Here is an 18,799-nt window from a genome sequence, read left to right as displayed (position 1 = left end):
TTCACCGGAGCCCGTCATGACCACCACCAAAACCCTTTTCATTACCGGCGTCAGCAGCGGCTTCGGCCATGCTCTGGCCAGAGAAGCGCTCGCAGCCGGCCATCGCGTCATTGGCACCGTGCGCAAGGAAGCCGACTTGCACGCCTTTCAGTCGCTCTCCGTGGATAACGCTTACGGGGTGATGCTGGATGTCACGGACTTCGACCGGATCGATGGCGTCATCGCGCAGGTTGAAGCCACCCACGGCCCGGTCGATGTGTTGATCAACAACGCCGGATACGGTCACGAAGGCATCTTCGAAGAGTCACCACTGGAGGAGATGCGCCGCCAGTTCGACGTGAACGTGTTCGGTGCGGTCGCCGTGATCAAGGCGTTCCTGCCGTTCTTTCGCAAGCGGCGGGCCGGCCACATCATCAATATCACCTCGATGGGCGGCACGATCACGATGCCGGGCATCGCCTACTACTGCGGCAGCAAGTTTGCGCTCGAAGGCATCTCCGATACGCTGAGCAAGGAGCTGGCGCCTTTCAATATCTTCGTGACTGCCGTTGCGCCGGGTTCATTTCGAACCGACTGGGCCGGTCGCTCGATGCAGCGCACACCGCGCAGCATTGCCGACTACGACGACAGTTTTGATCCGGTGCGCAAGGCGCGCGAAGAAAAGAGCGGCAAGCAGCTCGGCGATCCGCAAAAAGCGGCCCAGGCGATGTTGCAGATCATCGCCAGCCCCACACCGCCGGCGCACGTGCTGTTGGGCAGTGACGCGTTGCGCCTGGTGCGAGAAAAGCTCAAACATGCCGCCAGCGAAATCGATCAGTGGGAAGCGTTGACTCGCTCCACCGACCATTGAATGGCCAACCGAGAGAACGCAATGAAGCAGGCCGACGCAGGCACCTCGCGCATGGTGCAGCTCATGGAAACCCTCGCACCGGTCGAGGGCTATAACCTCAGTGCGCTTGAAGGCGTGCGTTTCCTGCGCTCGAACCGGCCACTGACCCGCACACCGGTGCTGTACGACCCGGGCATCGTGATTCTCTGTCAGGGCCAGAAGCGCGGTTATCTGGGCGATGACGTCTACGTCTACGACGCCCAGCATTATCTGGTGGTGTCCGTGCCCATCCCCTTCACCATGGAAACCGATGCCACCGAGGCCGAGCCGATGCTCGCGATCTACATGCACCTCGATTTCCAGTTGGCCAGCGAGCTGATGCAGCAAGTGGATGACCTTCATGGCCCAAACGACGCGCAGCCCAAGGGCATGTACGCTTCCCCGATGGACGACAAGCTCCGCAGTTCGACGTTGCGTTTTCTTGAAGCAATGAGCATTCCGGGCGAAGCGCAGATTCTGGGGCCATCGCTGCTGCGGGAAATTTACTACCGCATTCTGACGGGCGAACAAGGCGGATCGATGCGTGCCGCGCTCAATCGACAAGGGCATTTCGGCAAGGTGACTCGAGCGATCCGAAAAATTCACAGCTGCTATCAGGAGCGCCTGGACGTCGAGCAACTCGCCCACGAAGCCAGCATGAGCGTGCCGAATTTTCACTTGCACTTTCGCGGCGTGACGGACACCTCACCCATGCAATACCTGAAGTCGACACGTTTGCATCAGGCGCGGCTGTTGATGCTGCGCAACGCCATGACCGCTTCGGCAGCGGCGTTCAACGTGGGCTATGAAAGCGCCTCGCAATTCAGTCGTGAGTTCAAACGCTTTTTTGGCAGGACTCCGCAGGCGGAGATCGAGTGGATGAAGGCGACGTACGCGTTGCCTGCGCCGACTACGCCTTCGGAGTATGTTTCGTCGCATTAACGGGCAGGCAGGTTTTCCACGCTCGCCAGTAACTGAAGAAAACGCGCTTTTAGTTCATCGTCCGCCAGCCTTGCGCTGGCGTATTCCCGCAAGCGCGCCAACTCCCCGCTCGCGACCGCAAAGCCCTGCTGACCTTTCAGTTGTTGCGCGTAGTCACCCAGCACGGCGGCCGTTTCGTTGCACAGTTCGAGCGATGCCAGCCAAGCCTCGCCTTCCGACTGACCGTGAGCCAACTCCACCTGCAGTGCATCGATTGCCATGGCGATGGTGCGAAGCCGTACCAGCAGTTCCTGCATACGAAAAACCAGCACTTCCTGATGACTCTCGGCGACCTGCCAACCGGGCTCCAGCGCCACTCTGGCCACCATCGCCTGGCTGTCGGCCAACTCACTCCACACCCGCAAATCACGGGGTGCCTCATCGGCTGTTCGTCTGGTTTTCAGCGAATCCGCGAGCCGAACAACCAGCGCCGCCAATCGCTGACGCAGCGTTTCACCCTCCGCCTCGGGCCACAGAAAGGCGTGAATCAACAGGGAAATCCCGACACCCAGCAGCACACCGATGATGCGATCACGAATCTCCGTCAGGTTGGTGCTGGGCTCGAATTGCTCCAGCAACGCCAACGCAAACGTGAATACGATCTGCACACCGGCATAGCTGATTCGCTCAGAGCCGGCGGCGATCCAGGAACCCAGCGCGATCACCGGCAACGACATGAACAACAGGCCGACGATCCCGTCGATGTGCGGAACCACCAGAATCACCATTGCCAGCGCCAGAGCACTGCCCACCAGCGCACCACCGACACGCAACATCGCACGCATCCCGGTCGCGCCGAGGCTGGGTTGAGCAACGATCAGGCAGGTCAGCATGATGGTGTGGATGCCCTGCCAGTCCGTGCCCATGTAGAACAGATAGCAAAGCGACGCGGCCAGCAGCGTCTTGACGGCAAACTGTGTGTAGACCGGGTTTTCAAAGGCATCTGGCACCAACATCGGGGCACCCTGAGCCTTGGTGCCTTGAGGGTTATCAGCCTTCTCCACACTCAGAAAAGACAGCAACTCCAGGCGTATTTCCTCGTAAACGCCGGGCAATCCTCTCGTATCGATCTGGCCAAGAACGGACATCCCTTCGGGGGCCTGCCCCGTGCCCAGAGAAGCCTCCAGATCAAGCACAGCCTGACGCAACAACTCGGTCGCCAGAGCATTCGCTGTTGGCGGCGGCAGTTGAGCGGCCAGCGTCAACAGCCGGGAAATACTGCTGATGCGCGCCAGGTGCGCCGCCTGTTGACTGCGAAAATCGGCGTCGCGCATGCAGGCGAACCGCAACAGTTGTTGCGAAGCCAACACGCTGCGCTGAATCGCGGCGGCACCCAACTCCGCCGAGCTCTGCTCGCCACTCAGACACCGGGCAACCGTGAGCAACTGGGAGCGCAGATGATTCTGCAATTGCCTGACAGGCTCCGCCGGCAGCAGCAACGTGTTGACCAACAACGTCAGGCCGATAGCGTAACTGACCGCCACCCACACCCACAGCACCAGACGCAAAACGGCCTCGGCCTGATCGGTCAGGTCGACGAAGGTCTGGGCATAGATCACCACTATGCCGACCACGAAAAACACCACACCGATCCGAGTCACACGAATCAGATACGCACTGCAGAAAAACAGCACGCTCGCCCCCAGAATCCTCAGGAGCGGGTATCCGTAGGTGAACTTCAGAAGCAGGATGGTCAAGCCGATGGCCAGCGTTGCGCCGACCAGAAACAGCATCCCGACCATGCGGGTCAACACCACGTTGGTCTGCGTCACGTAGAAGACCACGATCAACGACAGCGCCAGCAACGGAACCTGCAGGGTCATCGAAATGATGATCACCAGCGCACTGCCCAGCAGCGTGCGCAGCAACAGGTTCACACGACCAGGATAGGGCTGAAGTTCATCGACCAGAAACCGATACAGACGCTCCAGGCCGCCCCTGTTCCAGTCTTCCGCCGAGCGACTCATTGGCCGGCCTTGGCCGGTTCGTCAGGGCGCAGTACCGCGACGGCCGAGGCGCCGATGCGGAACAGCTCCGGGTCGGGATCCTGCACGGAGATCTTCACCGGAAAACGCTGCGAAACCCTGACCCAGTTGATGGTGCGCTGGACCCGCGGCAGGCCTTCGATCACGGTTCCGCCGTCATCCGGCAGTACACCGAAACTGAGCGAATCGACCCGCCCCTGAAAGCGCTTGCCGGTGTCGCCCAACAGATAAAGCGTGGCGGTCGTGCCAGCCTTGATGCCTTTCAGATCGGTCTCGCGAAAGTTCGCCACCACGTACCAGTGGCGCGTATCGATCAGCGTGAAGATCGGTTTGTAGGCCGAGGCGAACTGGCCGACCGTGGTGCGCAAGGACGCGATACGCCCGTCGAAAGGCGCCCGCACTTCGGTGAACTCCAGACTCAGTTCAGCCAGGGAAATCTGCGCCTCGACCTCGGCCCGCTGCGCCACCAGCGCATCCACGCCACTGACGGCAGCCCCGGCTCGTTGCGCCTGCAATCTGGAGGCATTGAGTTCAGCGGCCGTTGAACGCTGCGCCGTTCGCGCCTGATCCACCGCTTCCACGGATACGTAGCCCTTGGCGAGCAACTTCTCCAGACGCTGAAGGGTGTCGTTGGACTGTGTGGCCTGCGCCCGGGCCCGTTCGACCGATGCCACAGCCGATGCGGCCTCGTATTGCTGGGCGTTCACACTGCGCTGGGTCAAACCGATCTGATGATTCAGCGTCACCAGCCGCGCCCTGGCCTGATCCAGTGCGTCCTGATACGGACGTGCATCGATGCGGATCAGCAGATCGCCCTGCTTGACCAACTGATTGTCGCGCACCGGCATCTCGACGATCCGGCCGTTCACTTCCGGAACGACATCGATGGTGTCGGCGTACACATAGGCATCATCGGTACTCGGCCGGGTTTCGGTTTGCCAGAGCACATAACCCAGCACCAGAAAAGCGGCCAGAACGATCAGCAGCGCCGGCACACGGCTTGAATGCGGTTTTGCGGTGGGTTTATTCATGGCGGGCATTCATCCGTGGAAGACGACGAGCCACAACAGCATCGCCAGGAGTCCGGTCAGTGCCGGGTAACTCAGTGCCAGAGGAGAAATGCGTTCGCGCAGTGAATATCTGCCCAGTATCACGTGGATTACCGTGGTCGCCAGAACGCCGCCGACAATGCAGAACAGCCAGTCAGGAAAAGCCGCACCGAACAGTACAAGCGAGGGGGACGTGGAGCATCCGCTGAGCAGTAGAACGACAGGTATCAGTGCCAGCCTGACGGGATCGAATGAAGGCATGTTTACCTCCGCAAGTGACGACTGACGCAAACCGGAACCTCTGGGCAAGGAATTGACCTGCGCACCTTACCGATCCGACCACGGCCCCGATATTGGAAAAAAACATAACTTCGTTGTGACTGTGAACAACCGGAAAACCGGGCTGAAAGCGTTGTTGAACTGGCTTGGTGAACGTAAGAGTATAGAGCGCGCACAGACACTCGCCGGCGAGTGAAACCGACACTTTCAGGCGCAAAAAGGTGAACGCAATGACGCCCATTCCCACCCTCAGCGCTCGACTTGCAACGATCACCCGCGAGTTTGCGAACACCCCTTCCCTGCTCACCGCGAAGATCAACAGCCAGCTCAACGGGATGGCAGGCTACAAGGACCTCACGCCCGAAGCTCGCAAGGATCTGGAAAACTCCCTGAGCTACACCGCGCGCCTGTGGTGCGAAACGCTGCTGACCGGCGAGGGGCTGTCGCAGGACACTCGCGGTACGCTGAAGGAGATCGGTTGCAGGCGAGTCCATCAAGGCGTGCCCCTACAATCGCTGATGCGCGGCTTCAGTCTGGGGGTGCGTGAAATCTGGAGCGGTTATCTGGAACTTGCCAGAGACGATGATGCATTGAGCAAAGAGTTGTTGTTGCAGATTTCCGGCTACATGTTCGACTTCTTCGACGATATTGCCGAAGAAGTGGTCCAGGCGTATCTGGAAGAACAGATTCAGAAAGTCCGCTGGAGGGAACATCTGCATCAGCGTCTTTATCACTTCCTGCTGCACTCGCCGCAGGATACCGAGGGATTTGAGGACACTCTGTCGGCACTCGGCCTGGACGCCAGCACGCCCCGGGTGGCACTCGCACTGGAACTGCCCTTGCGCCCTGTCCAGCCATTGCAGCGCGAAGACGAATTCGACCGCCTGACCCTGCAGGTTTCCCGGCACCTTAAGATTCCCGTCAAGGAACTGATCCGCGTCTGGTACCGCGACAAACTGGTTATCTGGCTGCCGGGCATCAAGGGCGAAACCCTGACCCAATGCGACCAGCGAATGGCCGAAAGCGCTGCGTCACTGCCCGCGCTCCTGCCTCAACTGCGGGGCGTGGGTATCGGTCTGTTGAATCAAGGTATCGCCGGCTGGATCAGCACGGCAGAAGAAGCGATCAAGGCGATCGACCTCTTCCCCTTCAACGGGGCCGAACAACTCGTCAGACGCTATTCCAGCGTGCTGATCGAAGACAGCGTACGCAGCAATGACAACACCCTCAGGTACCTGATTTCGCTCATCGAACAGCTCAGCCATGAACCCGACCTCCTGCTGACGCTGGAGGCGTTCTTCTCAAGTGGCCGTCACCGCGCCCAGACCGCCAAGACCCTCGGCATTCACCCGAACACTCTCAATTACCGGACCGGGCGCATCGAGAACCTGCTGGGCGCGGATCTGAATGACATCAACTGGGTGAGCCGCCTGGATACGGCGCTGAAATTGCGCCGGTTTTCGATCAGCAAGGTGCGGGAGCGCTAAAAGTTCAGGCGCCCAACAGTCGCCTGGTGGTCGCCATCGATGTCGCCAGCGACTGCCCGGTCCGTTGCAACTTGTTCAAAAGGCTGGCACCCAGCCAAAGCTGATACAGGGTTTCCGCCAGTTGCCGGGCATCGCCGTCGGGCAGGCATTGATCGGCCTGGCCCTGCTCGATGCAAGTGGTGATGCGCGCCACCACGCGCTCGGCGCCATCTCGCAAGGTGAGGCGCATGGCTTCGGACAGATCGGCCACCTCGGCACTGAGCTTCACCACCAGACACTCGTCACCGTGCCCTTCCAGCGTGCAGCGGTCCTGCCAGCCCTGCCAGTAATCCATCAGTCGCTCGCGGGCATTCAGACCGGGCAGCGTCAGGCGTTGTTCCATGTCGGCCAGGTAACAGACGAAGTAGTCCTCGAGCAGCGCCTGGCCATACAGCTCTTTGGATTTGAAGTAGTGATAGAACGAGCCCTTGGGCACACCGGCGGTTTGCAGGATCTCGTTCAGGCCGACACTGGTGAAGCCTTTCTCGGCCATCATCCGGTGGCCGGTGTCGAGCAGGTGTTGGCGGGTGTCGTCGTAGGTCGGTTTCATCGGGGCGCAGATTACCAGGCAATAGACCAGTCGTTTAACTCGAAGGAACGGGAGTTTGCCACACCGGTCCATGAAAAACATGCGGATAAAAAATTACTAGACGACTGGTCTAATTGGAAACTATGCTGCGCCCCGACCAACCTTCTCCCCGGTGTCGATCGTGTGCGAATCCCTCGCACAGCCACGACACCCGACCCACCCAAGGTGCTCTATGAAAATCTTGATGGTTCTGACTTCCCACGATCAACTCGGCAACACCGGCAAGAAAACCGGCTTCTGGCTCGAAGAATTCGCCGCCCCGTACTACGCCTTCAAGGACGCCGGCGCCGATATCACGCTGGTTTCCCCTGCCGGCGGCCAGCCACCGCTTGATCCGAAAAGCGATGAACCCGACGCACAGACCGCCGAAACCGACCGTTTCCGCAAGGATTCGGCGGCGCAACAGGCGCTGGCAAACACCGGACGCCTGGCCGATGTCAGCGCCGAGGATTTCGATGCCGTGTTTTATCCAGGTGGCCACGGCCCGCTCTGGGATCTGGCCGAAGACAAGCATTCGATTGCCTTGATCGAAGCGTTCGCTCGCAGCAACAAACCCCATGGCTTTGTTTGCCATGCGCCGGGGGTGCTGCGTCACGTGGTGGACGCTGACGGCAAACCGTTGATCCAGCATCGTGAAGTGACCGGCTTCACCAATTCCGAAGAAGCGGCGGTCGGCCTGACGGATGTGGTGCCGTTCTTGATCGAAGACGAATTCCAGCGTCTCGGCGCGCGGTATTCCAAAGTGGCTGACTGGCACGTTCATGTGGTGGCCGACGGGCAACTGGTGACCGGCCAGAACCCCGCCAGCTCTGCGGCCGTCGCCGAGAAACTGTTGAAGCTGCTCGGCTAAGGCCTTCGATCCAGCCGCAACCGATCCGGACACCGTGTCCGTATGACGCGGTGTTTTTTTTTCGCCCAATCAATAGTCGACTGGTCTAATAAGCCCTGAGACAAGGTACACCCATGAAAAACAGCAGCTTCTTCCAACCCGCCATGCTGGGTCGTCACACCCTGAAAAACCGGATTGTCCTGCCGCCCCTCACCCGTCAGCGCAGTACACAGCCGGGCAACGTGGCCAATGAGTTGATGGCCGAGTATTACCAGCAACGTGCCGGCGCCGGTTTGCTGGTGACCGAAGGCACCCAGATCGAGCCCCGAGGCCAGGGTTATGCGTGGACACCCGGCATTCATACTCCTGAGCAAATCGCCGGATGGCGCAAAGTCACCGAGGCTGTGCACGCCCGGGAGGGTGTGATCTTCGCCCAGCTCTGGCACGTGGGGCGCGTCTCCCACACAGCCTTGCAACCCGACGGCGCAGCCCCGGTGTCGGCCTCCGCCGTTGCGACCGATCGGGTCAGCGTCTTCATCGAGACAGCACCTGGTAGCGGTGCTCTGGTGCCTCCGTCCACACCTCGCGCACTGACCTCGGATGAGGTGCAGGAACTGGTTCAGCTGTATATCCAGGCTGCGCGCAATGCGATGGACGCCGGCTTCGACGGCATCGAACTGCACTGCGCCAATGGCTATCTGGTCAACCAGTTCATCTCTGCCCACAGCAACCTGCGTACCGATCAGTACGGTGGTTCGCTGCATAACCGTCTGCGTTTTCTGCGTGAAGTGGTCGGTGGTGTCGCCGAGTGCATCGGCAAGGAAAAAGTCGGTGTGCGCTTTGCGCCGTTGTTCACCACCACCGACGAGGCGCGTACCTACCTGGGCATGGTCGAGGATGACCCGCACACCACCTATATCGAAGCGATCAAGGTGCTGCAGGACGTGGGCATTGCCTATCTGTCCATCGCCGAAGCCGACTGGGACGATGCACCGGCCATGCCGGAAACGTTCCGTCGCGCCGTGCGCGATACCTTCAGCGGCGCAATCATCTACGCCGGGCGTTACAACGCAGAATCAGGTGCGCGGTTGCTCGACTCCGGGCTGGCGGACCTTGTGGCTTTCGGCCGCCCGTTCATGGCCAACCCGGACTTGCCCGCGCGGCTCGCCAATGACTGGCCGCTCAATTCGCTGAACCCGAGCACGGTGTATGGCGGTAATGCCGAAGGCTACGTGGATTACCCGGTCTACGAGTAAGCACACCGCGCGGCGGCAGGTTGCCTGATACCTGCCCCGCCCTCTCTCGCCGCTAGACGATTTTCAACGCCTTGAGTACCACCAGCGAACGCTCGGCAAATGCCTGGGCCTGCTCGGTCAGTTCGGCAATGTTTTCTTCGGCAGTCGTCAGGGCCTTGCCGTCCTTCAGCAGGCCTTCACCCTGGCCGCCGATGATGCCCCACGCCAGAAGCGCCCACTCGGCCGGGTGCTTTTTGCCTTGCTTGATCGATATCAGGAACAGTTGCTGGAAGCGACTGACCGTCACGCCACCACCGGTCACCGGGCTGGCCAGCACCTGGATCTTGTGATCGAACAGCGAGCGTCTGCACAGCTGCAGATTGAGGGTGTTGCAGGTTGTCTGCACCAGTTTCTCGGCCGCTTCGCTTTGGCACGGGGCCACGGCGCCCATACCGATCAACACGTTGATCGCCTGTACCAGATCGCCATAACTCAACGATGGCGAAGCCTCCAGCAAGTGGCGCAAGGTTTTCGGTACATACACCTCGTCCGCCAGCGCATCCAGCACCGGGCCGTAGATATCTGCCTGCAACGTGGCGGAGCCTGCGGGCCCCGTGACGCTGCCCGCGACACTGTCTGCCAGTTGCAACAGGACAAAACGGGTACTGAGCATGCGTTCGCGGTGCTCGGTGGCGGACAACCGGTTGGCGCCGCGGATGTAAAGGTCCCGGCGGAAGTTCTGATTGACGAAGTAATCGCGCGCCTGCTCGCGCATGATCGGATGCTCGATGCCTTCCAGAAAGTCCATGCCTTCGGCGCTCAGGTTGAGCGGGTCCACCGAGTCCAGCGGCACGGCGGTTGTGGCGTAATCGAGTTTGGCAGGTGCCAGGGCATCGACCACGTCGGTGAAGTACATGCAATTCCAGTCGCGGTTGAAATACTCATGGGCGACGTACTGGCGATTCTGGCCTTTGATGCTCTGGAGCTTGGCGTCCAGATTCGGCGCCGAGTTGGCATAGTTGGGGTTGGCGGCCAGCAGGGCTTCGGAGAATTGCAGCGCGGCGTCGATCCGCTGCTCCGGCCGCGCAGAAGTTTGCGTGGCGAAGCGATCATGCAGGCTGAACAATTGACGCAATGGCGCCAGCGGCGACCAGCCCGGGAAGCAGTTGTAGCTGATGTACACATGACCGCCCGGCTTGAGATGACGACGGACAAACTCGACGATCAGCTTGTGATTGTCACGACTGACCCAGGTCCAGATACCGTGCAGGCTGATGCTGTCGAACTGTGGCAGATCCGTGCGGGCCAGCAACTGCTCGAAGCTGTCGTCATACAGCCGCGCATCGCTGCCCCAATCCGTTGCCAGTGCGATGGCATTGGCCGCCTGGCCCGGATGGAAATCCGTGCCGACGTAGGTGCCCGGATTGCCCGCCGCATGGATATTGATCGAGACGCCCTGGCCAAACCCCAATTCACAGTGATAACCGTCGGTACTCTCCAGCGTGGCAAACCCGCGCAGCAACAAACAATAACGCTGGAAAACCGGATTGATCTCGCGGCTATACCCGTAGGTGTAGCCCTCGTCCGTGAAATAACCTTCGTTCCAGGCATTGCTCATGCGTGACACCCTTTTCATATCGAAAGTGAAAGCCGATCTTATAAGGGGTAGTCAGGACGAATCACAAGCGGAAAAACCATGCCCCGCAGCCAGCCGTCATCGGTCAACCAATCACCCGCGCATACACCGACCGGTCGATGTTCCCGCCCGACAGGATCACCCCGACCTTTTTGCCCTGCATCCTTTCCCGATCCTGAATGAGTGCCGCCAACGCAGCGGCACCGGCCCCTTCGGCGAGGTTGTGGGTATCGGTGTAATACACGCGCATGGCCTCGGCAATTTCGTCTTCACTGACCGCGACGATCCTTGTTGCGCCGGCGCCGTAGATATCGAACGCTTCGGCAATCGGCTTGCGCACCGCCAGGCCATCGGCAAAGGTATTGGCCGAGGCTGTCTCGCAGATCATTTTCGCCTCGAAGGACAGCTTGGCGGCCGCCGCTTCCGTGGACACCACGCCCACCACCTGGGTGTCCAGGCCCAGCGCATCACGAGCGGCGATCACGCCACAAATGCCCGAGCCGCAACCGATCGGCACGTAGACGGTGTGCAGATCCGGGGCCGCGCTGAACAGCTCCAGCGCATAGGTCGCCACGCCCTTGACCAGTTCGGTGTGGAACGGCGGCACCAGATAGAGTCCGTGTTCCAGCGCCAGACGCGCCGCCTCTTCACGGGCCTCATCGAAATCACGTCCGTACTCGACCACTTCGCCGCCAAAGCCGCGCATGGCATTGTTCTTTTCCAGCGAATTGCCCTGCGGCACCACGATCAATGCCTTCAGCCCTACCGCTTGCGCCGCCAGCGCCAGGCTTTGGCCGTGATTGCCGCGAGTCGCAGAGACAATGCCTTTGACGTTGGGATGTTCACGCCGCAGCCAGTGCATGAAGGTGATACCGCCGCGCACCTTGAACGCGCCGGTCGGTGTGTGGTTTTCGTGTTTGACCCACACCGTGCAACCCAGCCGCTCGGCCAGCAAGGGCCAGCGATACTGAGCGGTGGCCGGCATCACCTGGTAAACCTGACGGGCTGCGTGTTCGATGTCTTCGCGAGTGAATGTGTGCATGGGAATCTCCTTGGGCGTCACTCAGTCTAGGCACAGGCACATCACGTCGGCTTTCAAAAAACTGACCTGACTTTTGCGTCCGCACTTCACTACTATGGCGTTCATGAGCCATCGAAACCGCCAGCAGCCAGCCGTCGTTCCAGAACCGGTGCGTCGTATCGAGGCCGGCCCGTGGGCGATCGAATTGCTGCCCGGCGCTGCCTACGCGACGCGCTATGTGTCGGCGCAGTCGGCAATCGGTTTTGCCTTCGACAGCCAGCGCGGCGTCCATGCCATCGGCAGCGACCGGGTACGCCCCTTCGATGCCATGCCCAATGGTCTGGCGTTTGTGCCCGTTGGTTGTGACGTGATGTCCGAGTCGCCCATGGGCGGTGAATACCTGCGGGTGGTCCGCTCCGACGGTATCGCGCTGGCGGGTGAGCAGCCGTTCAACAATCGCATCGACCCGCAGGCCATTTTCCTCGCCTCGCGAATGCGCCGTGCGTTGTTGAATGCCTCAGTGGACGATGACTGGGAAACCTGGGCGCTCGCCTTGGCCGAGCGCGCCGAAGGCAAAGACACGCCGTCGCCCCAAGGCTCGATGACCGGCAGCCGAATGCGCCTGCTCGACGAGTTCATCGACGCCGGCCTCGACGGCCCGCTCGGCCTTCAAACCATGGCGCAACTGCTGGAATTGTCCGAAGGCTATTTCATTCGCGCCTTCAAGCAGGCCACCGGCAAAAGCCCCCATAGCTACCTGATCGACCGACGCCTGGCCCGGGCCCGAGCGTTGATGCGAGACTCGACCGCCAGCCTGTCAGAGATCGCCCTCGCCTGCGGCTTCAACTCTCAGGCACACATGACCAGTGCGTTCAAACAGCGACTTGGCGTGAGTCCGGCGCAATTGCGCAGCTATCGGACATCCATATAGCCTCAAGCAAGATCAATATTCCAAAAACGAAGTACAAACATTTTTTATAGTGCGTTTTAATCTAATCAGATTTTTTCTGACTGGAGCACTCGCACGTGAAGACCCCGGCACTATTGACCCTCGGCCTGGCGCTGGCCGCCAGTTGTTCTGTCGCTTTCGCGGGGCCCATTCTTGATCGTGTCACGCAAAAAGGGGAGCTGACCGGCGTCCTGATGGAGAGCTACCCGCCCTTCTCTTTTCTCAATGACCAGAACCAACTCGACGGCTTCGATGTTGATGTCGCCAAGGCTGTCGCCGAGCGTCTTGGGGTCAGGCTGAAACTCGAAACGCCGTCCTGGGACGTGATTGCCGCCGGGCACTGGAACGGTCGTTACGACATCTGCGTGTGTTCGATGACACCGAGCAAGGCGCGGGCCGAAGTGTTCGACTTTCCGGTGGCGTATTACCAGTCACCGGCGGTGATCGTGGTCAATGCAAAGGACAAGGACATCGTCACGGGCAAGGACTTGTCCGGCAAAAAAGTCGGTGTGATCAGTGCGTCGACTTATGAGGCCTATCTGAACAAGGATCTGGTCATTGAAGGTGCCGAGGACAAGCCGTTGAGCTATCCGTTCGACAGTGTCCAGATCGCGCCTTACGACAACGAAACCGTCGCCTTCCAGGATCTGGCACTGGGCACCGGCGTGCGCCTGGATGCCATGGTCACCAACCTCATCACCGCGCGTGAACGCATCGCCCAGGATCCGCGCTTCAAGATTGCCGGAGACTCACTGTATGCCGAGCCGAACGTGGTAGCGGTCGAAAAAGGCGATCCGCAATGGAACGCGAAAGTCACCGAGGTCATCGCACAACTCAAGACTGACGGCACGCTGAGCAAAATATCCCGCAAGTGGATCGGTTCTGATATCAGCCAATGACAGCCCTCAATCCTCATCCGGCCAAAGCCACTTTTACCCCGGAAAAACAGCCGCAACTGATACGTCCGCTATTCGGCTTTCGCACTCGCCTGTATCTGACGTGGGCGGCGCTGTTCGGCTTGTGCGTGCTGTTTTTCATGCGCTTCGATCTGAAGTTTTCGATCATTCTGGAAAAATGGCCGAACCTCGTCGGCCTGCATCTGGGGCCGAACGGCTTTTTGCAGGGCGCCGCTCTGACGATTTTCCTGTGCTTGTGCTCGATCTGGTTTTCGTTGCTGCTGGGTTTCATCACGGCGCTTGCGCGCCTGTCGCACAGCGCTGTGGCATTCGGCATCGCGAGCTTCTACGCCTCGTTCTTTCGCGGTACACCGTTGCTGATCCAGATCCTGTTGATCTACCTGGGTCTGCCGCAACTGGGGATTGTGCCGGGGGCGATCAGCGCCGGGATCATCGCGCTGTCGCTCAACTACGGCGCCTATCTCAGCGAGATTTTTCGCGCCGGCATCCTCGCTGTTGCTCCAGGGCAACGTGAAGCGGCGGCCGCACTGGGCCTGAGACCGGCAGCGACATTCGTGCACATCATCCTGCCGCAAGCCATGCGCACGATCATTCCGCCGACCACCAGCCAGTTCATCTCGATGCTCAAGGATTCATCGCTGATCTCGGTCATGGGCGTCTGGGAAGTGATGTTCCTGGCGCAGTCGTACGGGCGCTCGTCCTACCGCTACATCGAAATGCTCACCACCGCAGCGGTCATCTATTGGCTGTTATCCATCGGTCTCGAACTGATCCAGCATCGCCTCGAACGCCATTACGGCAGAGGCTTCAAGCATCAGCGATGACTCGCCCGTTCAATGATTTTCTTGCAGGAACCAAGATGTCCGACCCTAAACCTCTGCTGTTTGCGCTCTATGAACAAGCCAGTGTCGGGTGCGGCGGTGCGCCGAGCCTCTGGACGCACCCGGCTGACGAACGACTGTCAATCAACTCGCTGGGCTATTGGTCAAACCTGGCCCGGATTGCCGATCAGGCGCACCTCGACATGCTGTTCTTTGGTGATGTGCTGGGCTTCTACGATGTCTTCGGCGGCAATGCCGATGCGGCCATGAAATGGGCCGTGGAAGCACCGGCCAACGATCCGCTGATGATCATTCCGGCGCTGGCGGCCGTGACGGAAAACCTGGCGTTTGGTGTCACTGTGACCACCAGCTATGAACATCCGTTTACCCACGCCCGGCGCTTCAGCACGCTGGATCACCTGACCAATGGCCGGGTCGGCTGGAATATCGTCACGTCTTACCTGTCCAGCGCCGCTCGCAATTTCGGGCTGGAACAAATGATCAAGCACGATGACCGCTATGAGCGCGCCGAGGAATTTCTCGATGTGGCCTACAAACTCTGGGAAGGCAGTTGGGCCGACGACGCCGTGGTCGCCGACAAGGCCCGCCAGCTCTATGCCAGAGGTGACCGGGTGCGCCCGATCAATCACGAAGGCACGCATTATCGGGTGGCCGGCCCGCATTTGACCTCTCCCTCGCCACAACGCACGCCGTTGCTGATCCAGGCGGGCTGGTCGGGACGGGGTCGCGAGTTTGCGGCCAAGCATGCCGAGCTGATCTTTATTGCCAAATCCAACCCGCAGGAAATCCGCCAGGGTCTGGAAGACATCTGGGCCAAGGCCCAGGCACGCGGCCGTCAGCGTGAAGATGTGAAATCACTGACGGTGTTGCGCATCGTCACGGCCAAAACCGAAATCGAGGCCCAGCGCAAATACGACGAATTGCAAAGCAACTATCACTTGCAGGCACAACTGGTCAGCTACGCCGGTGACACCGGCATCGATATCAGCCGCTACGCCGACAGCGATGCGCTCTCGACACACACCGAAGGCCTGACCTCTTACGTGATGCGCCCCGATGGCAGTGGCAAGCCGCTGACGGCGGGTGATGTCAAACAGCGCTTCGCCAGCGTCACCCGCGGCAGTGACCTGATTCTCGTCGGTACACCGCAGCAAGTCGCCGATCGCATCGAAGAACACGCGCGGATTTCCGGCACCAGCGGCTACATGCTCAATCCGCTGATCAGCCCAGGCAGCCTTGAAGACTTCGTCGAACTGATCATTCCCGAGTTGCAGAAGCGCGGCTTGTATCGCACCGAACCTCAGCGCGGAACCTTTCGCTCAAGGCTGCGCGACGATGGGTCGAGTCACTTGCCGGCCTCGGCTTATGGGGCATCGTTTCGTTTCGACCGAACGCAGTAACACCTCCCGCCAACAGCAAAAAACGAAATCAGTGGTGAATTTTTTCGTGTCCACTTGTATCTGATCTGGAAGAAGCCGTGCCATCAAAGAGATGGCATCGATCAAGGCAAACCGCTCTGGCTCAAGCCTCACCGGGCCTCGCGGTTTGCACAAAGACAGATCAGATGCAGAGTGAATCCCATGGAATCTAAGGAAAGCGTCAGCCCGATCAGGCTGAAAGACATCACCATTGTCGACGACGCCAAGATGCGCAAAGCCATTACGGCCGCTGCGCTGGGCAACGCGATGGAGTGGTTCGACTTCGGCGTCTATGGCTTCGTTGCCTACGTGCTCGGCAAGGTGTTTTTCCCCGGCGCCGATCCCGGTGTGCAGATGATCGCTGCACTGGCGACCTTCTCGGTGCCCTTCCTGATCCGACCGCTGGGCGGTCTGTTCTTCGGCGCATTGGGTGACAAATACGGACGACAGAAAGTCCTGGCGGCAACCATCGTGATCATGTCGCTCAGCACCTTTGCCATCGGGTTGATTCCGTCCTATGCCTCGATCGGCATCTGGGCGCCGATCCTTCTGCTGCTGGCGAAAATGGCCCAGGGCTTTTCGGTCGGTGGCGAATACACCGGGGCCTCGATCTTCGTCGCTGAATATGCGCCGGATCGCAAACGCGGTTTCCTCGGCAGTTGGCTGGACTTCGGTTCCATCGCCGGTTTCGTCCTCGGCGCGGGTGTGGTGGTGTTGATTTCCACGATCATCGGCGAAGAAAAATTCCAGGAATGGGGCTGGCGACTGCCGTTCTTCCTCGCCCTCCCGCTGGGCATGATCGGGCTCTACCTGCGCCACGCGCTCGAAGAAACCCCGGCGTTCCAGCAACACGTCGAGAAGCTTGAACAAGGCGACCGCGAAGGCCTGGCGGGCGGCCCGAAAGTGTCGTTCAAGGAGGTCGCGACCAAACACTGGCGCAGCCTGATGACCTGCATCGGCGTGGTGGCGGCGACCAACGTCACCTACTACATGCTGCTCACCTATATGCCGAGCTACCTGTCGCACAACCTGCACTACAGCGAAAACCGCGGGGTGCTGATCATCATCGCGATCATGGTCGGCATGCTGTTCGTCCAGCCTGCGATCGGTTTCATCAGCGACAAGATCGGCCGTCGTCCCTTCATCATCTGCGGCAGCGTCGGCCTGTTCATCCTCGCCATTCCAGCGTTCATGCTGATCAACAGCGGCAAGATCGGCCTGATCTTCTCCGGGTTGCTGATACTGGCGGTACTGCTCAATTTCTTCATCGGTGTCATGGCTTCGACGCTGCCGGCGATGTTCCCTACCCACATTCGTTACAGTGCGCTGGCCGGGGCGTTCAACGTCTCGGTACTGATCGCCGGCCTCACCCCGACCGTCGTGGCCTGGCTGGTTGAGGGCACCCAGAATCTGTACATGCCCGCCTACTATCTGATGGTGACTGCCCTGATCGGACTGATGACCGGGCTGACAATGAAAGAAACCGCGAACAAGCCGCTACGCGGTGCAGCGCCGGCGGCTTCCGACATAGAGGAAGCGCGGGAGCTGTTGCAGGAGCACCACGACAACATCGAACAGAAGATCGAAGACATCGACGCCGAGATCGCCGAGCTGCAAACCAGACGCGAGCATCTGGTGCAGCAGCATCCGCGAATCGAATAACGATATAAGGCGTTGTTCGGGCAACAAGGTGGAATTCAAACGCCCTTCTGTGGTGTTCTGTTCGTCAGGAGCCGGTCGCAAGTCTGCCGGCTCACGCCCATTCAGCAGCTGACGATGAGGTTCGTTTCATGAGCAAAACACCTTACGTTCCACCCAAGGTCTGGACACACAGCGCGCCGTCCGGCGGCCAGTTCGCCAACATCAACCGCCCGATTGCCGGGCCGACCCACGACAAGGCGCTGCCTGTCGGCAAGCACCCGCTGCAGCTGTATTCGCTGGCCACGCCCAATGGAGTCAAGGTCACCATCCTGCTCGAAGAGTTGCTGGCGCTCGGGCACACCGGGGCGGAATACGACGCCTGGCTGATCCGCATCGGCGAAGGCGATCAATTTTCCAGCGGCTTTGTCGAGATCAATCCGAACTCCAAGATCCCGGCGCTGCTGGATCGTGGCGTGGAGCCGTCCATCCGGGTTTTCGAGTCCGGCTCGATCCTGCTTTACCTCGCCGAAAAATTCGGCGCCTTCCTGCCCACCGACCTCGCAGGCCGTACCGAAACTCTGAACTGGCTGTTCTGGCAGATGGGTGCGGCGCCTTACCTGGGCGGCGGTTTCGGGCATTTTTATGCCTACGCACCGGACAAACTCGAATACCCGATCAACCGCTTCACCATGGAAACCAAACGTCAGCTGGATGTGCTCGACCGACGCCTGGCTGAAAGCCCTTATCTTGCCGGCGACAACTACACCATCGCCGACATCGCGGTCTGGCCGTGGTACGGACAACTGGTGCGCAACAACGTGTACGGGGCGGCCGAATTCCTGTCGGCACACGAATACACTCATGTTCAGCGCTGGGCCGAGGAGATCGCCAACCGGCCTGCGGTCATTCGTGGGCAGCGCGTCAACCGCACCTGGGGCGATGAAGCGAGCCAGGTTCCGGAGCGACATGAGGCTGCTGATCTGGGCTGAGCAACCCACGGAACCCGCACCCGATAACAAAAACCAAGGGGCCAC

At 60.1% G+C, this 18,799-nt stretch carries 17 protein-coding genes; 11 read left to right on the top strand and 6 right to left on the bottom strand.

Going from position 1 to position 18,799, the window contains the following annotated elements:
- Positions 1-16: 16 nt before the first annotated feature.
- A complete protein-coding gene (locus tag AC07VV_RS01265) occupies positions 17-850 on the top strand; it encodes an oxidoreductase (RefSeq protein WP_495035914.1) in 834 nt (277 codons plus the stop codon).
- A 21-nt stretch (positions 851-871) separates the two neighbouring features.
- Positions 872-1,810, top strand: a complete 939-nt coding sequence (locus AC07VV_RS01260; RefSeq protein ID WP_495034932.1) for an AraC family transcriptional regulator — start codon at positions 872-874, stop codon at positions 1,808-1,810.
- On the opposite strand, the gene AC07VV_RS01255 is transcribed toward AC07VV_RS01260, so the two are convergent.
- From AC07VV_RS01255 to AC07VV_RS01245, 3 genes are read right to left on the bottom strand one after another with little or no spacing between them, the layout of a single operon-like run.
- Positions 1,807-3,816 (bottom strand): FUSC family protein, encoded by a 2,010-nt coding sequence (locus AC07VV_RS01255; RefSeq protein WP_495034931.1) that lies wholly within the window; start codon positions 3,814-3,816, stop codon positions 1,807-1,809. The genes AC07VV_RS01260 and AC07VV_RS01255 overlap by 4 nt on opposite strands.
- Positions 3,813-4,865 (bottom strand): multidrug transporter subunit MdtN, encoded by a 1,053-nt coding sequence (mdtN, locus tag AC07VV_RS01250; RefSeq protein WP_495034930.1) that lies wholly within the window; start codon positions 4,863-4,865, stop codon positions 3,813-3,815. The genes AC07VV_RS01255 and mdtN overlap by 4 nt, the downstream gene beginning before the upstream one ends.
- 9 nt (positions 4,866-4,874) lie before the next feature.
- Positions 4,875-5,144: a YtcA family lipoprotein gene (locus tag AC07VV_RS01245; RefSeq protein WP_495034929.1), complete on the bottom strand. Its 270-nt coding sequence runs from the start codon at positions 5,142-5,144 to the stop codon at positions 4,875-4,877.
- A 248-nt stretch (positions 5,145-5,392) separates the two neighbouring features.
- Between AC07VV_RS01245 and AC07VV_RS01240 the strand changes: the two genes are divergently transcribed.
- A complete protein-coding gene (locus AC07VV_RS01240) occupies positions 5,393-6,649 on the top strand; it encodes a PucR family transcriptional regulator (protein WP_495034928.1) in 1,257 nt (418 codons plus the stop codon).
- Positions 6,650-6,653: 4 nt separating this feature from the next.
- Here the strand turns inward: AC07VV_RS01240 and curR are convergent, their stop codons facing one another.
- Positions 6,654-7,238, bottom strand: coding sequence for a TetR family transcriptional repressor CurR (gene curR, locus AC07VV_RS01235; RefSeq protein ID WP_495034927.1), 585 nt, complete (start codon positions 7,236-7,238; stop codon positions 6,654-6,656).
- Between the two features lie 211 nt (positions 7,239-7,449).
- Here curR and AC07VV_RS01230 point away from each other — a divergent pair, with 211 nt between their 5' ends.
- Together AC07VV_RS01230 and AC07VV_RS01225 are read left to right on the top strand one after the other, a co-directional pair.
- Complete coding sequence (locus AC07VV_RS01230; RefSeq protein WP_495034926.1) at positions 7,450-8,127, top strand: type 1 glutamine amidotransferase domain-containing protein; 678 nt, start codon at positions 7,450-7,452, stop codon at positions 8,125-8,127.
- 113 nt (positions 8,128-8,240) lie between these two features.
- The gene (locus AC07VV_RS01225; protein ID WP_495034925.1) at positions 8,241-9,362 is read left to right on the top strand and encodes an alkene reductase; all 1,122 of its coding nucleotides are present in this window, start codon (positions 8,241-8,243) and stop codon (positions 9,360-9,362) included.
- Positions 9,363-9,414: 52 nt separating this feature from the next.
- Here AC07VV_RS01225 and AC07VV_RS01220 read toward each other — a convergent pair whose 3' ends face one another.
- Positions 9,415-10,959: a methyltransferase regulatory domain-containing protein gene (locus AC07VV_RS01220; protein ID WP_495034924.1), complete on the bottom strand. Its 1,545-nt coding sequence runs from the start codon at positions 10,957-10,959 to the stop codon at positions 9,415-9,417.
- Positions 10,960-11,062: 103 nt separating this feature from the next.
- Positions 11,063-12,019: a threonine dehydratase gene (locus AC07VV_RS01215; RefSeq protein WP_495034923.1), complete on the bottom strand. Its 957-nt coding sequence runs from the start codon at positions 12,017-12,019 to the stop codon at positions 11,063-11,065.
- A gap of 94 nt (positions 12,020-12,113) precedes the next feature.
- On the opposite strand from AC07VV_RS01215, the gene AC07VV_RS01210 reads away from it, so the two are divergent.
- From AC07VV_RS01210 to yghU, 6 genes are all read left to right on the top strand, one after another.
- On the top strand, positions 12,114-12,929 hold the full coding sequence (locus AC07VV_RS01210; protein WP_495034922.1) for a helix-turn-helix transcriptional regulator: 816 nt from the start codon (positions 12,114-12,116) through the stop codon (positions 12,927-12,929).
- 95 nt (positions 12,930-13,024) lie between these two features.
- Positions 13,025-13,846: a transporter substrate-binding domain-containing protein gene (locus AC07VV_RS01205; protein WP_495034921.1), complete on the top strand. Its 822-nt coding sequence runs from the start codon at positions 13,025-13,027 to the stop codon at positions 13,844-13,846.
- Positions 13,843-14,688, top strand: a complete 846-nt coding sequence (locus AC07VV_RS01200) for an amino acid ABC transporter permease (protein WP_495034920.1) — start codon at positions 13,843-13,845, stop codon at positions 14,686-14,688. The genes AC07VV_RS01205 and AC07VV_RS01200 overlap by 4 nt, the downstream gene beginning before the upstream one ends.
- Positions 14,689-14,723: 35 nt before the next feature.
- Positions 14,724-16,106, top strand: coding sequence for an LLM class flavin-dependent oxidoreductase (locus AC07VV_RS01195; protein WP_495034919.1), 1,383 nt, complete (start codon positions 14,724-14,726; stop codon positions 16,104-16,106).
- A 180-nt stretch (positions 16,107-16,286) separates the two neighbouring features.
- A complete protein-coding gene (gene proP, locus AC07VV_RS01190) occupies positions 16,287-17,786 on the top strand; it encodes a glycine betaine/L-proline transporter ProP (protein WP_495034918.1) in 1,500 nt (499 codons plus the stop codon).
- A 128-nt stretch (positions 17,787-17,914) separates the two neighbouring features.
- Complete coding sequence (yghU, locus tag AC07VV_RS01185) at positions 17,915-18,754, top strand: glutathione-dependent disulfide-bond oxidoreductase (RefSeq protein WP_495034917.1); 840 nt, start codon at positions 17,915-17,917, stop codon at positions 18,752-18,754.
- Positions 18,755-18,799 lie beyond the last annotated feature (45 nt).

The organism is Pseudomonas sp. GW821-FHT02C04 (assembly GCF_059421845.1).
Note: the sequence above shows the minus strand (reverse complement) of the source record. Positions and strands in the feature narration are given on the sequence as shown.

Bases quoted from the DNA above. Each gene is read 5' to 3' on its own strand.
- AC07VV_RS01230 (WP_495034926.1), top strand. From the start codon at position 7,450: ATGAAAATCTTGATGGTTCTGACTTCCCACGATCAACTCGGCAACACC.
- yghU (WP_495034917.1), top strand. From the start codon at position 17,915: ATGAGCAAAACACCTTACGTTCCACCCAAGGTCTGGACACACAGCGCG.
- AC07VV_RS01215 (WP_495034923.1), bottom strand. From the start codon at position 12,019: ATGCACACATTCACTCGCGAAGACATCGAACACGCAGCCCGTCAGGTT.
- AC07VV_RS01245 (WP_495034929.1), bottom strand. From the start codon at position 5,144: ATGCCTTCATTCGATCCCGTCAGGCTGGCACTGATACCTGTCGTTCTA.
- AC07VV_RS01200 (WP_495034920.1), top strand. From the start codon at position 13,843: ATGACAGCCCTCAATCCTCATCCGGCCAAAGCCACTTTTACCCCGGAA.
- AC07VV_RS01225 (WP_495034925.1), top strand. From the start codon at position 8,241: ATGAAAAACAGCAGCTTCTTCCAACCCGCCATGCTGGGTCGTCACACC.
- curR (WP_495034927.1), bottom strand. From the start codon at position 7,238: ATGAAACCGACCTACGACGACACCCGCCAACACCTGCTCGACACCGGC.
- AC07VV_RS01220 (WP_495034924.1), bottom strand. From the start codon at position 10,959: ATGAGCAATGCCTGGAACGAAGGTTATTTCACGGACGAGGGCTACACC.
- AC07VV_RS01260 (WP_495034932.1), top strand. From the start codon at position 872: ATGAAGCAGGCCGACGCAGGCACCTCGCGCATGGTGCAGCTCATGGAA.
- AC07VV_RS01195 (WP_495034919.1), top strand. From the start codon at position 14,724: ATGTCCGACCCTAAACCTCTGCTGTTTGCGCTCTATGAACAAGCCAGT.
- AC07VV_RS01265 (WP_495035914.1), top strand. From the start codon at position 17: ATGACCACCACCAAAACCCTTTTCATTACCGGCGTCAGCAGCGGCTTC.
- AC07VV_RS01255 (WP_495034931.1), bottom strand. From the start codon at position 3,816: ATGAGTCGCTCGGCGGAAGACTGGAACAGGGGCGGCCTGGAGCGTCTG.
- AC07VV_RS01240 (WP_495034928.1), top strand. From the start codon at position 5,393: ATGACGCCCATTCCCACCCTCAGCGCTCGACTTGCAACGATCACCCGC.
- AC07VV_RS01210 (WP_495034922.1), top strand. From the start codon at position 12,114: ATGGCGTTCATGAGCCATCGAAACCGCCAGCAGCCAGCCGTCGTTCCA.
- mdtN (WP_495034930.1), bottom strand. From the start codon at position 4,865: ATGAATAAACCCACCGCAAAACCGCATTCAAGCCGTGTGCCGGCGCTG.
- proP (WP_495034918.1), top strand. From the start codon at position 16,287: ATGGAATCTAAGGAAAGCGTCAGCCCGATCAGGCTGAAAGACATCACC.